This window comes from Micromonospora sp. DT231, assembly GCF_049847025.1.
GTDB lineage: Bacteria > Actinomycetota > Actinomycetes > Mycobacteriales > Micromonosporaceae > Micromonospora.
In genome coordinates this window covers 224,106-235,699 of record NZ_JBNCNO010000013.1, presented here as the reverse complement: position 1 = coordinate 235,699, position 11,594 = coordinate 224,106, and the positions used below count along the sequence as shown (strand labels likewise).

At 68.4% G+C, this 11,594-nt stretch carries 12 protein-coding genes and 3 tRNA genes; all 15 read right to left on the bottom strand.

Annotation, left to right across the window (positions count from 1 at the left end; translation table 11 throughout):
- Nucleotides 1-100: 100 nt before the first annotated feature.
- The 15 genes from ACPXBU_RS28290 to ACPXBU_RS28220 all read right to left on the bottom strand — a co-directional run bounded on the left by ACPXBU_RS28290 (nucleotide 101) and on the right by ACPXBU_RS28220 (nucleotide 11,502).
- Nucleotides 101-3,532, bottom strand: coding sequence for a DNA-directed RNA polymerase subunit beta (locus ACPXBU_RS28290; RefSeq protein WP_393370247.1), 3,432 nt, complete (start codon nucleotides 3,530-3,532; stop codon nucleotides 101-103).
- Between the two features lie 570 nt (nucleotides 3,533-4,102).
- Complete coding sequence (rplL, locus tag ACPXBU_RS28285) at nucleotides 4,103-4,489, bottom strand: 50S ribosomal protein L7/L12 (RefSeq protein WP_393370244.1); 387 nt, start codon at nucleotides 4,487-4,489, stop codon at nucleotides 4,103-4,105.
- Between the two features lie 54 nt (nucleotides 4,490-4,543).
- Nucleotides 4,544-5,089: a 50S ribosomal protein L10 gene (rplJ, locus tag ACPXBU_RS28280; protein WP_393370242.1), complete on the bottom strand. Its 546-nt coding sequence runs from the start codon at nucleotides 5,087-5,089 to the stop codon at nucleotides 4,544-4,546.
- 344 nt (nucleotides 5,090-5,433) lie between these two features.
- Nucleotides 5,434-6,123 carry a hypothetical protein gene (locus ACPXBU_RS28275; protein ID WP_425760394.1) on the bottom strand — a complete coding sequence of 230 codons (690 nt, stop codon included), beginning with the start codon at nucleotides 6,121-6,123 and terminating at the stop codon, nucleotides 5,434-5,436.
- A complete protein-coding gene (locus tag ACPXBU_RS28270; protein ID WP_425760392.1) occupies nucleotides 6,120-6,992 on the bottom strand; it encodes an ABC transporter ATP-binding protein in 873 nt (290 codons plus the stop codon). Before ACPXBU_RS28270 ends, ACPXBU_RS28275 begins: the two co-directional genes overlap by 4 nt.
- Nucleotides 6,993-7,079: 87 nt before the next feature.
- Nucleotides 7,080-7,796 (bottom strand): 50S ribosomal protein L1, encoded by a 717-nt coding sequence (rplA, locus tag ACPXBU_RS28265; RefSeq protein ID WP_393370235.1) that lies wholly within the window; start codon nucleotides 7,794-7,796, stop codon nucleotides 7,080-7,082.
- Nucleotides 7,797-7,874: 78 nt separating this feature from the next.
- Complete coding sequence (gene rplK / locus ACPXBU_RS28260; protein ID WP_357079466.1) at nucleotides 7,875-8,306, bottom strand: 50S ribosomal protein L11; 432 nt, start codon at nucleotides 8,304-8,306, stop codon at nucleotides 7,875-7,877.
- 187 nt (nucleotides 8,307-8,493) lie between these two features.
- On the bottom strand, nucleotides 8,494-9,216 hold the full coding sequence (gene nusG / locus ACPXBU_RS28255; protein WP_393370233.1) for a transcription termination/antitermination protein NusG: 723 nt from the start codon (nucleotides 9,214-9,216) through the stop codon (nucleotides 8,494-8,496).
- Nucleotides 9,217-9,255: 39 nt separating this feature from the next.
- The gene (gene secE / locus ACPXBU_RS28250; protein ID WP_393370230.1) at nucleotides 9,256-9,648 is read right to left on the bottom strand and encodes a preprotein translocase subunit SecE; all 393 of its coding nucleotides are present in this window, start codon (nucleotides 9,646-9,648) and stop codon (nucleotides 9,256-9,258) included.
- 213 nt (nucleotides 9,649-9,861) lie between these two features.
- Nucleotides 9,862-9,934: transfer RNA gene (locus ACPXBU_RS28245), tRNA-Trp, on the bottom strand.
- Nucleotides 9,935-10,063: 129 nt separating this feature from the next.
- Nucleotides 10,064-10,456, bottom strand: coding sequence for a MaoC family dehydratase (locus ACPXBU_RS28240; protein WP_393370228.1), 393 nt, complete (start codon nucleotides 10,454-10,456; stop codon nucleotides 10,064-10,066).
- A gap of 1 nt (nucleotide 10,457) precedes the next feature.
- The gene (locus ACPXBU_RS28235) at nucleotides 10,458-10,904 is read right to left on the bottom strand and encodes an FAS1-like dehydratase domain-containing protein (RefSeq protein ID WP_425760391.1); all 447 of its coding nucleotides are present in this window, start codon (nucleotides 10,902-10,904) and stop codon (nucleotides 10,458-10,460) included.
- A gap of 125 nt (nucleotides 10,905-11,029) precedes the next feature.
- Nucleotides 11,030-11,197, bottom strand: coding sequence for a 50S ribosomal protein L33 (gene rpmG, locus ACPXBU_RS28230; protein ID WP_007073056.1), 168 nt, complete (start codon nucleotides 11,195-11,197; stop codon nucleotides 11,030-11,032).
- A gap of 135 nt (nucleotides 11,198-11,332) precedes the next feature.
- Nucleotides 11,333-11,405 (bottom strand) — tRNA-Met (locus tag ACPXBU_RS28225).
- Nucleotides 11,406-11,429: 24 nt separating this feature from the next.
- Nucleotides 11,430-11,502, bottom strand: a tRNA-Thr gene (locus tag ACPXBU_RS28220).
- Between the last annotated feature and the right edge of the window lie 92 nt (nucleotides 11,503-11,594).

The window sequence follows — 11,594 nt, the reverse complement described above, 5'->3', positions numbered from 1 at the left end:
TTTTTTGTTTTCGTGGTTTTGTTCTTCTGTTTGGTTTTTTTTTTTGGGTGGGGGGGGGGGGGGGGGGGGGCCCCGCCCCCCCCCCCCCCGACCGCTCACCTCAGACCTCTTCGACCGAGCTCGGCTCGCGCCGGGACAGGTCGATGCCCAGCTCCTCGGCGGCCCGGAACACCTCGTCGTCGGTCTCGCGCATTTCCAGGGCCACACCGTCGCTGGACAGCACCTCGACGTTGAGGCACAGCGACTGCAGCTCCTTGAGCAGCACCTTGAACGACTCCGGGATGCCCGGCTCCGGGATGTTCTCGCCCTTGACGATGGCCTCGTAGACCTTCACGCGGCCGAGCACGTCGTCGGACTTGATCGTGAGCAGCTCCTGCAGGGCGTACGCGGCGCCGTACGCCTGCATCGCCCAGCACTCCATCTCACCGAAACGCTGACCACCGAACTGCGCCTTACCACCCAGCGGCTGCTGCGTGATCATCGAGTACGGGCCGGTCGACCGAGCGTGGATCTTGTCGTCGACCAGGTGGTTGAGCTTCAGGATGTAGACGTAGCCGACCGCGATCGGGTCCGGCAGCGGCTCGCCGGAACGACCGTCGAACAGCTGTGCCTTGCCGGTGCGGCCGATCAGCTGCTTGCCGTCCCGGTTGGGCAGGGTCGACTCGAGCAGACCGGAGATCTCCTCCTCGCGGGCGCCGTCGAAGACCGGGGTGGCCACGTTCGTGTCCCCCACGGACTCGTGCGCGTCGATCGAGCGGAGCTGGCGCTTCCAGTCGGCGTCGTCACCCTCGACCTTCCAACCGGTCTTGGCGACCCAACCGAGGTGGGTCTCCAGGACCTGGCCGATGTTCATCCGGCTCGGCACACCGAGCGGGTTGAGCACGATGTCGACCGGGGTGCCGTCCTCAAGGAACGGCATGTCCTCGATCGGCAGGATCTTCGAGATGACACCCTTGTTGCCGTGCCGGCCGGCGAGCTTGTCGCCGTCCTGGATCTTGCGCTTCTGGGCGACGTAGACCCGGACCAGCTCGTTGACACCCGGCGGCAGTTCGTCGCCGTCCTCGCGGGAGAACGTGCGCACACCGATGACCGTGCCGGTCTCGCCGTGCGGCACCTTCAGCGAGGTGTCCCGAACCTCACGCGCCTTCTCACCGAAGATCGCGCGGAGCAGACGCTCCTCCGGGGTCAGCTCGGTCTCACCCTTGGGCGTGACCTTGCCGACCAGGATGTCGCCGGGGACGACCTCGGCACCGATCCGGATGATGCCGCGCTCGTCGAGGTCGGCGAGCATTTCCTCGCTGACGTTCGGGATGTCGCGGGTGATCTCCTCCGGGCCGAGCTTGGTGTCCCGAGCGTCGACCTCGTGCTCCTCGATGTGGATCGAGGTGAGCACGTCCTGCTGCACGAGGCGCTGCGACAGGATGATCGCGTCCTCGTAGTTGTGACCCTCCCAGCACATGAACGCCACCAGCAGGTTGCGTCCGAGTGCCATCTCGCCCTCGTCGGTGCACGGCCCGTCGGCGATGACCTGACCGGCCTCGACGCGGTCGCCCTCGAAGACCACCGGCTTCTGGTTGACGCAGGAGCCGGCGTTGGAGCGGCGGAACTTGTGCAGCAGGTACGTCCGGCGGTGGCCGTCGTCCTGGTGGATGGTGACGTAGTCGGCGCAGAGATCCTCGATCACACCGCCGACCTCGGCGACAACCACGTCGCCAGCGTCGACCGCGGCCCGGTATTCCATGCCCGTGCCCACGAGCGGCGCCTCGGCCTTGACCAGCGGCACCGCCTGGCGCTGCATGTTCGCGCCCATCAGTGCCCGGTTGGCGTCGTCGTGCTCGAGGAACGGGATCATGGCGGTCGCGACCGAGGTCATCTGCCGGGGCGAGACGTCCATGTAGTCGACGGCGCCGGGGAGGACGTCCTCGGTCTCGCCGCCCTTACGACGGCAGAGCACCCGCTCCTCGGCGAACGTGCCGTCCGCCTTCAGACGCGCGTTGGCCTGGGCCTTGACGAACCGGTCCTCCTCGTCCGCGGTCAGGTAGTCGATCTGGTCGGTGACCCGACCCTCGACGACCTTCCGGTACGGCGTCTCGATGAAGCCGAACGGGTTGACCCGGGCGAAGGTGGACAGCGCGCCGATCAGACCGATGTTCGGGCCTTCCGGCGTCTCGATCGGGCACATCCGGCCGTAGTGGGACGGGTGCACGTCGCGGACCTCGAAGCCGGCCCGCTCGCGGGACAGACCACCCGGGCCGAGCGCGCTCAGCCGGCGCCGGTGGGTGAGACCCGCCAGCGGGTTGGTCTGGTCCATGAACTGGGACAGCTGCGACGTCCCGAAGAACTCCTTGATCGCCGCCACCACCGGGCGGATGTTGATCAGGGTCTGCGGGGTGATCGCCTCGACGTCCTGCGTGGTCATCCGCTCGCGGACGACCCGCTCCATCCGGGACAGGCCGACTCGGACCTGGTTCTGGATCAGCTCACCCACGGTGCGCAGGCGCCGGTTGCCGAAGTGGTCGATGTCGTCGGCCTCGTAGCCGTCCTCACCGGCGTGCAGCCGGCACAGGTATTCCACGGTGGCGACGATGTCGTCCTCGGTCAGCGTGCCGGTGGTGATCGGAACGCCGACTTCGAGCTTCTTGTTGAACTTGTAGCGCCCGACCTTGGCGACGTCGTACCTCTTCGGGTTGAAGAAGAGGTTGTCGAGCAGGGTCTGGGCGTTCTCGCGCGTCGGCGGCTCGCCAGGGCGCAGCTTGCGGTAGATGTCGAGCAGGGCCTCGTCCTGGCCGGCGATGTGGTCCTTCTCGAGCGTGGTCATCAGCAGCTCGGACCAGCCGAACTTCTCACGGATCCGCTCGGCCGACCAGCCGATGGCCTTGAGCAGGACCGTGACGGCCTGCCGACGCTTGCGGTCGATGCGTACGCCGACCGTGTCGCGCTTGTCGATGTCGAACTCCAGCCAGGCACCCCGACTCGGGATGACCTTGACGCTGGAGAGGTCGCGGTCGGAGGTCTTGTCCGGCTGCTTGTCGAAGTACACGCCCGGGGACCGGACGAGCTGGCTGACCACGACGCGCTCGGTGCCGTTGATGACGAAGGTGCCCTTGGGCGTCATCATCGGGAAGTCACCCATGAACACCGTCTGGCTCTTGATCTCGCCAGTGGTGTTGTTGGTGAACTCCGCGGTCACGAAGAGCGGAGCGCAGTAGGTCAGGTCCTTCTCCTTGCACTCCTCGATCGAGGCCTTGACCTCGTCGAAGCGCGGCGCCGAGAAGGAAAGTGACATGGTGCCGGAGAAGTCCTCAATGGGACTGATCTCTTCAAGGATCTCCGCGAGACCCGAGCGTGCGTGCGGGTCGTCCGCCGACCGGCCCTGCCAAGCCTCGTTGCCGACGAGCCAGTCGAAGGACTCGTTTTGGATGGCAAGGAGGTTGGGGACCTCGAGGTGTTCGGTGATCCTGCCGAATGAAACTCGGCGGGGAGCGAATGCGCTCGACGTACGACTGGTCTTCGCAGGGCGGGAAGCTGCCAAGATGCGTCCTTCCGAGGACCGGTGCTGCAGAACGGCTGGTACGCGTGCACTCCAATGACCCCACCAGAAATATCCGTAAACGGACATTTCCGAGCAGGGGTCAAGTCGGAAGGCAGCGCAAACTAGCAGTGTAGCCGAGAGGCTAACCGCTGTCCAGCCCACCCCGCAGGTCGTTTGCGGAACGTGCCTCGGCCCCCGTGAACCGGGGTCTGCCGGGCCGCTCAGAACGCAACGTCCCCACTGGGCCGCTCAGGTCGACGCGGCCGATGGTGCCGCCGCTGTCATACCCACGTCGTGGCCGTCGCAAGCGCGGTGTCTTGCTGGTGCCAGCGTGCCTGGCAGCCTGGGGCCGCGTCAAGGGCCGGTATCCGGGTCGGCCCTTCTTTCCCACCGAAGGGCGACCCGCCGAGCGCGTTCGGATAGACAGTCGCGACTGTCGGCGCCCAGCTCAGAGGCAGGTCGGCCCCGCAACCACAGACACGGCGGGCGGTGATCCGTGTCGGATCACCGCCCGCCGCGACGCGATCGTGTCCCAGCTCACGAGCCAGGTACGCGCAGGTGGAGCTCAGGTCACTTGAGGGTGACCTTGGCGCCCTCACCCTCGAGCTTGGCCTTCGCCTTGTCGGCGGTCTCCTTGTTGACCTTCTCCAGGATGGCCTTCGGCGCGGACTCGACCGCGTCCTTGGCCTCCTTGAGGCCCAGGCCGGTCAGCTCACGCACGACCTTGATGACCTGGATCTTCTTGCCGCCGTCGGCCTCGAGGATGACGTCGAACTCGTCCTTCTCCTCCTCGACCGGGGCAGCGGTGCCGCCGCCGCCACCCGGGCCCGCGATCGCGACCGGAGCCGCAGCGGTGACCTCGAAGGTGTCCTCGAACTGCTTCACGAACTCAGAGAGCTCGATCAGCGTCATCTCCTTGAACGCGTCGAGCAGCTCGTCGGTGCTGAGCTTCGCCATATCTGGCGTCCTTTCCTGATTCTGTTAAGTAAGAACTGGTGCGCCGTGGGGGCCTCAGGCCGCCTCGGCGCTCTCCTTCTCGCGCTTGTCCTGCAGTGCGGCCGCCAGACGGGCGGTCTTCGACAGCGGGGCCTGGAACAGGGCCGCGGCCTTGCTCAGGTTGCCCTTCATCGCGCCGGCCAGCTTGGCCAGCAGCACCTCGCGGGACTCCAGGTCGGCCAGCTTCGTGACCTCGGCCGCGGAAATGGCCTTGCCCTCGAAGACACCGCCCTTGATGACGAGCTTCGGGTTGGCCTTCGCGAAGTCGCGAAGCCCCTTCGCCGCCTCGACGACGTCGCCCGAAACGAAAGTCAGCGCGGTAGGACCGGTGAACAGCTCGTCGAGGCCGGTGATGCCCGCGTCCGTCGCAGCACGCTTCGCCAGCGTGTTCTTCGCGACCGTGTAACTGGTCTCGGCGCCGAGCGAGCGCCGAAGCTGGGTGAGCTGCGAAACCGTCAGACCGCGGTACTCGGTCAGCACGGTGGCGCCCGAGCTGCGGAAGCTCTCGGTCAGCTCAGCGACGGCCGTGGCCTTGTCGGCCCGAATCGGCTTGTCCGCCATGTCCCTCCTCTCTCGTTACTCGAGGCTGGTCCCCGTCACGGCCGAAACCGGAACGGGGGCGGAGGCAGCACGACAACGAAAAAGCCCCGGCGCAGGGCGCACGGGGCGAGAACCGGTGGATCAACACAGTCGGCGGACCATGTCTCACTGCCGAGTTACGCTTGCCGCCCTACGCGGGTCGCCCGTTGTCGCGGGACCTTCGACCGTGCCGGAGCACGGTGACCAGCGGTCTTTGGGTGGTTCCTCATCCATGAGAACACGGATGACTCGGTGAAGACTACGCGCCCCCGGCCACCAGCGCCAAATCGCGCCTGGTGAGCCACACCACCGGACGCCGGCGCCGCTCAGCCCTGGGCCCGCCGCCGCCACAGGTAGCCGCCGACGACCACGGTGCTCCAGGCCAGCGCCCACCCGGTCAGCCCCAGCAGCGTGAGCGCGGCCGCGTCGCCCGCGGTGGTGCGCGCGGCGGCCATGATCGGCGGTGCCAGCCAGGGCGCCACCGAGTCGCTCAGGCCGAGCACCACCGCGCCGACACCGCCCAGGGTCAACACCGCGACGCCGTACGCGGCACCGCCCGCCGACGCCCGGCTGGCCAACGCGCCCAGGGCAACCGCTGCGGGTACGGCGAGCAGGTGCGCCCACAACCCCAGCGCGAGCCCGACCGGGATCGACCTGTGCTCCGGCTCCACCGGGCCGGTGACCCCGCCGACCAGCCACGGGAAGATCAGCGCGACGGCCACCACCACCAACGCCGCCACGCCCACGGCGACGAATCCGGCAAGCCGCTCGCGGGCCACCCCGACTGTCACCTGGGCCAGCCGGCGCTGCACGTCCGGCTCGACGTCGAGAAGGATCTTGGTCTGCCAGGCGAGCACCGGAAAGAGCACCACGGCCGAGACGCCGTACGCCTCGTCCGGCTGGGCTCGACCGCCGCCGTAGAGCGTGCCGAGCACGACGAGGCCGGCGAGCAGTGGCGCCAACGCCCGACCGGTCCGCAGCAAGCCGGCAAGCCGCATCCGCACCAGGGCGATCATCGGGCCTCCTCCGCTGCCTGCTCGACCGCGGGGACGGTCTCGGGCTCCCCGGCTGCCGTCAGCGGCGGCTCGGCGGGTCGGGCAGGACCGGCCACCTGCGGCGGCTCGGCCGGTCGAGCCTGCGGCGCGGTGGTGGAGGCGTCGGCGCGTACCCGAAGAATGTGGTGGCCCTCGGCGCGCAACCGGGCGACGGTGCCGGCGACCCGCGCGGTCGGGACCGCGACCTCGACCACCGCGAACGTCTCCTCCGCCGCCGACGCCTCCTCGGTCAGTGCCCCGTCGGCCACCGACCAGCGGCGCGCGGTCGGCAGCCGGACCGTCTCCCCGCGGTGGTCGCTGACCAGCACGGCACCGCCGGCGGCGAGCACCTCGGAGATCAGCTCGGGAACCAGCTCGCGGGTGGTGGCGTCCAGCCCCTCCCACGGCTCGTCGAGCACCAGCAGGCCCGGTGGTCGCAGCATCGCCTGGGCGAGGCCCACCTTCTGGGCGGTGCCCTTGGACAGCTCCGGCAGCCGGACCGAGCGGAAGGCGGACAACCCGAGCCGGTCGGTCCAGGAGGCGACCGCCTCGTCGGCCGCCGCCGCGCCCAGCCCCGCCATCCGGGCCATTCCGGTCAGGTAGTGGGTCACCGTGAACGGCTGGTCGGCGGGGAACCGCTCCGGCACCCAGCCCACCCGTGCCGGCCGGTCGGTGACCCGGCCCCGGCCGGGGCGCAGCACCCCCGCGGCCACCTGGAGCAGCGTCGACTTACCGACCCCGTTGCGACCCAGGACGACAGCCACCTCGCCCGGACCGATCCGCACGTCCACGCCGCGCAGCACCCACGGCCCACGCCTGTGGTACCGCAACCAGACATCCTCCAGCCGCATGGGATAGAGGGTGCCACATCTAGACGCCTGGACGCGCCGGGGCGCCGCCACGGTCGTGGCGGCGCCCCGGTGGAGCGATCTGTCGGCTCAGGCCTCGGCGGGGTCCCCGGTGAGGTTCTTCACCAGGTTCGGGTCGACCGGAACACCCGGGCCCATCGTGGAGGTCACGATGACCTTGCGGAGGTACTTGCCCTTGGCCGCGGACGGCTTGGCACGCAGCACCTCGTCGAGCACCGCAGCGTAGTTCTCCACCAGCTGGCTCTCCGTGAAGGAGGCCTTGCCGATGATCAGGTGCAGGTTGGAGTGCTTGTCCACCCGGAAGGTGATCTTGCCGCCCTTGATGTCCTGCACCGCCTTGGTGACGTCCATGGTCACCGTGCCGGTCTTCGGGTTCGGCATGAGACCGCGCGGGCCCAGGATCCGCGCGATCCGGCCGATCTTGGCCATCTGGTCCGGCGTGGCGATCGCCGCGTCGAAGTCGAGCCAACCACCCTGGATCCGGGCGACAAGCTCGTCGGTGCCCACCTCGTCCGCACCCGCGGCGGCGGCCTCTTCGGCCTTCGCGCCACTGGCGAACACGATCACGCGGGCGGTCTTACCGGTGCCGTGCGGCAGGTTGACCACGCCGCGGACCATCTGGTCCGCCTTGCGGGGGTCGACGCCGAGGCGCATGGCGACCTCGACCGTGGCGTCGAACTTGACGTTGGTGGTCTCCTTGGCCAGCTTCACGGCCTCGGCGGGGGTGTAGAGCTTGGACCGGTCGATGACATCGGCGGCCTTGCGGTAGCTCTTGCTGCGCTGCATTGCTTACTACTCCTGTGGTCTCTGGCGGGCCGCTCGGCGCGGGCCCTCCCACGGTCGGGTCGACGGCCTGGGCCGACGTCAGTCGTTGACGGTGATGCCCATCGACCGGGCGGTGCCGGCGATGATCTTCTCGGCCTGGGCGATGTCGTTGGCGTTGAGGTCGGCCATCTTCTTCTCGGCGATCTCACGCAGCTGGGCGCGGCTGACCGAGCCGACCTTCTCGGACTGCGGAACACCCGAACCCTTCTGCACACCGGCGGCCTTGATCAGCAGCCGGGCGGCGGGCGGGGTCTTCAGCACGAACGTGAAGGACCGGTCCTCGTACACGCTGATCTCGGCGGGGACGATGTCGCCCCGCTGGGATTCGGTCTGCGAGTTGTAGGACTTGCAGAACTCCATGATGTTGACGCCGTGCTGGCCGAGCGCGGGGCCGACCGGCGGCGCCGGCGTGGCCTGGCCCGCCGGCAACTGAAGCGTGAACGTCTTGACGAGCTTCTTCTTCGGAGGCATGTCACTTCCTGGGGCTTGGAGCTGGGAAAATGCGGCTGTCGCCGCCCTCGGAGCGCGCACGGTCAGCGCGGTGCGACAGCGGCGACATTCAAGAGTAGCGCAGGCCGCAGCCCACTCGTCCGCCGAGGTCGAGCGGGAGGGCGTACGCCGACGTCGGCGGCGGGTCGGACCCGCCGCCGACGACCAATCAGATCTTGGCGACCTGGTTGAAGTTGAGCTCCACCGGCGTCTCGCGACCGAAGATCGACACCAGCACCTTGAGCTTCTGCTGGTCGGCGTTGATCTCGCTGATCGTGGCCGGCAGCGACGCGAACGCGCCGTCGGTGACGGTGACCGAGTCGCCCACCTCGAAGTCGAGGACCTTGATCTCCGGCTTCGACTTCTTCTGCTCGGTCTCGACGGCCGGCGCCAGCCACTTCAGCACCTCGTCGAGCGAGAGCGGGGCGGGCCGGTCGGCCCGGTCGGTCGCGCCGACGAAGCCGGTCACACCCGGGGTGTTGCGAACACACGAGTAGGACTCGGCGGTCAGCTCCATCCGAACCAGGATGTAGCCGGGGAAGACCTTGGCCTGGATCTGCGAACGCTTGCCGTTCTTGACCTCGACCTCTTCCCGGGTCGGCACCTCGACCTGGTAGATGAAGTCCTCCATGTCGAGGCTCGTGATCCGGGTCTCGAGGTTGGTCTTGACCTTGTTCTCGTAGCCGGCGTACGAGTGCACGACGTACCAGTCACCCGGCGCGTAGCGCAGCTTCTGCCTCAACTCGGCGACCGGGTCGAACTCCTCGTCCGGCTCGGGCTCAGTCATGGGGAACTCCGGCTCGCTGGCGGCCTCAATCGACTCGTCACCAGCCGCCGTCGCGACCGTCGACTGCTCGTCCACGGGTCCGGCGGTCTCGTCGTACTCAGGCACGCTCGCTCACTTCCATCACTATCGGCTGGAGGCAGCCGGTCAGTCCGAGTTGCCGAAGACAAACAGCACGACCTTGGCGAAGCCGTAGTCCAGCAGGCCGACGATCGTCAGCATCACCGCGACGAACGTCACCACCACAGCCGTGTACGTCAGCAACTCCTTGCGGGTCGGCCAGATGACCTTACGCAGTTCGGCTACGACCTCGCGGAAGAACCGGGCGATGCGGCCGAACACGCCCACCCGACCCGTTTCCGACCGGGTGGTCGGCCGGCTGTCCGCCGACTCTGCCCGGGCACGGGACCGCGTGGCGGTGCCTCCCCGGGAAACCGGCTCGTCCGCGCTGGAGGCGTCGTCGTCGGCTACGTCGTCGACGACCTCGTCGTCCAGACGATCGTCGCCGGCGTCCTCGCCGTGCCGCTTGTTGTCGGCCACTTCGCCCTCCGTCGCGGAATCTCGGGTCGCACGCCGAGTGGCGTACGCGGCGCTGGTCACGCCGGCCGGGCCTAACCGTCCCGCGACGGGCCGCGGCCGGTGGATCATCCGGAGGGCCCGATTGCCTCGGAACCACCCCGCCGATGCCACCACCACGGGCCGGACGCCGCCAAGCTGGCGGCGCGACCCACGGGAACGGTCAGGCCTGAGGCGCAGGGGTGACAGGACTTGAACCTGCAGCCTGCGGTTTTGGAGACCGCTGCTCTGCCAATTGAGCTACACCCCTGTGCGGCAACACTCGCCCCACCCGGTCACAGACGACCGAACAGGGGTCACTTGCCCCACGGCGGACCAGTGTACGGGTAGCCGCCCGACTTTCCCAACCGGTCTCTCCGCCTCGCGTGGCGGGCCTGCTTCAGCGCGTCGTCCGGATGGTCGCGCGGGCCTGTGAGAGCACCTTCTCGCCCCCACAGGTCGCGGTCACGTCGAGTCGGGTGAGCCCGTCCTCGGTCACCTCACGGACCCGCGCCGTGACCTCGATCTCGGCCCCCAGGTCATCGTCCGGGACGACCACCGGCCGGGTGAAACGCACGCCGTACTCGACCACCGCGTCCGGCGACCCGGCCCACTCGGTGATCGCCCGGCCGACAAGCGCCATGGTGAACATGCCGTGGGCGATCACCCCGGGCAGACCGACGTTCGTGGCGAACCTGTCGCTCCAGTGGATCGGGTTGAAATCACCCGAGGCACCGGCGTAGCGGACCAGGTCCGCGCGGGTCACCTGGAACGTCTTGGCGGACAACTCCATCTCAGGCCTCCCCGCGTACGACGATCTTCGACCAGACGGCCACGACCGGTTCCCCGGCGACTGTGTGCACGTCGGTGCGCGTGGTCAGGAAGCCGTGCCCACCCCTGGTGCTGACGTCCTCGATGGTGTTGACGCAGACCAGCTCGTCGCCGGCGACCACCGGTCGGGTGTACGCGAACCGCTGGTCACCGTGCACCACACGGCTGTAGTCCATACCCAGGGCCGGGTCCTCGATGATCTGGCGGCTCGCGGCCATCGTGACGATCACCGGGAAGGTCGGCGGAGCCACCACGTCGGGGTGACCGAGCGCCTGCGCGGCCTCCCGGTCGTGGTGGGCCGGGTCGGTGGCGCCGATGGCGGTGGCGAACTCGCGGATCTTTTCTCGGCCCACCTGGTAGGGGGCGGTCGGCGGATAGGTCCGGCCGACGAAGGAAGGGTCCAGGGACATGCCGCGAACCTACACGGATAGCACAATCGCCGACCTGGCCGGCAGGCTGCGGCGGAGCCGCACCACACCGGTCAGATCGGCGATTGGAAAGCTTGCACACCGGCCGGCACGAGGCCGGCCCGGGATCAGCGGGTCTCGCGGTGGACCGTGTGCCGACCGTCGCGCGGGCAGAACTTCTTCAGCTCGATGCGGTCGGGGTCGTTGCGCCGGTTCTTGCGCGTGATGTAGTTGCGCTCCTTGCACTCCACACACGCCAAAGTGATCTTCGGCCGGACATCGGTAGCCTTCGCCACGGCGGAGTGCCTTCCTCGCTAACGGAAACAACTACGACGCGCCAGCCTAGACGCTGACAGCGCGGACATGCAAAGTGGGCGCCGGAAGCGCCCATTTTTCTTACGACCACCGGCAACGAGCCCGGAAGACGAGAGTAGCGGTGGCCGGACTTGAACCGGCGACACAGCGATTATGAGCCGCTTGCTCTACCATCTGAGCTACACCGCTGCGATGGGTCCAGCTGAACCCTCGAGCCCCCTTACGGAATCGAACCGTAGACCTTCTCCTTACCATGGAGACGCTCTGCCGACTGAGCTAAGGGGGCCTGCGCGAACTCCCCGTGGGGCGCGCAGAAGTAAGAGTACACGGCCCGGCTCGACAGGTGAAATCGGATCCCCGGTGATCGTCTACGCCCTG

Bases quoted from the DNA above. Each gene is read 5' to 3' on its own strand.
- rplL (WP_393370244.1), bottom strand. From the start codon at position 4,489: ATGGCGAAGCTCAGCACCGACGAGCTGCTCGACGCGTTCAAGGAGATG.
- rplJ (WP_393370242.1), bottom strand. From the start codon at position 5,089: ATGGCGGACAAGCCGATTCGGGCCGACAAGGCCACGGCCGTCGCTGAG.
- ACPXBU_RS28275 (WP_425760394.1), bottom strand. From the start codon at position 6,123: ATGATCGCCCTGGTGCGGATGCGGCTTGCCGGCTTGCTGCGGACCGGT.
- ACPXBU_RS28270 (WP_425760392.1), bottom strand. From the start codon at position 6,992: ATGCGGCTGGAGGATGTCTGGTTGCGGTACCACAGGCGTGGGCCGTGG.
- rplA (WP_393370235.1), bottom strand. From the start codon at position 7,796: ATGCAGCGCAGCAAGAGCTACCGCAAGGCCGCCGATGTCATCGACCGG.
- rplK (WP_357079466.1), bottom strand. From the start codon at position 8,306: ATGCCTCCGAAGAAGAAGCTCGTCAAGACGTTCACGCTTCAGTTGCCG.
- ACPXBU_RS28240 (WP_393370228.1), bottom strand. From the start codon at position 10,456: ATGGAGTTGTCCGCCAAGACGTTCCAGGTGACCCGCGCGGACCTGGTC.
- ACPXBU_RS28235 (WP_425760391.1), bottom strand. From the start codon at position 10,904: ATGTCCCTGGACCCTTCCTTCGTCGGCCGGACCTATCCGCCGACCGCC.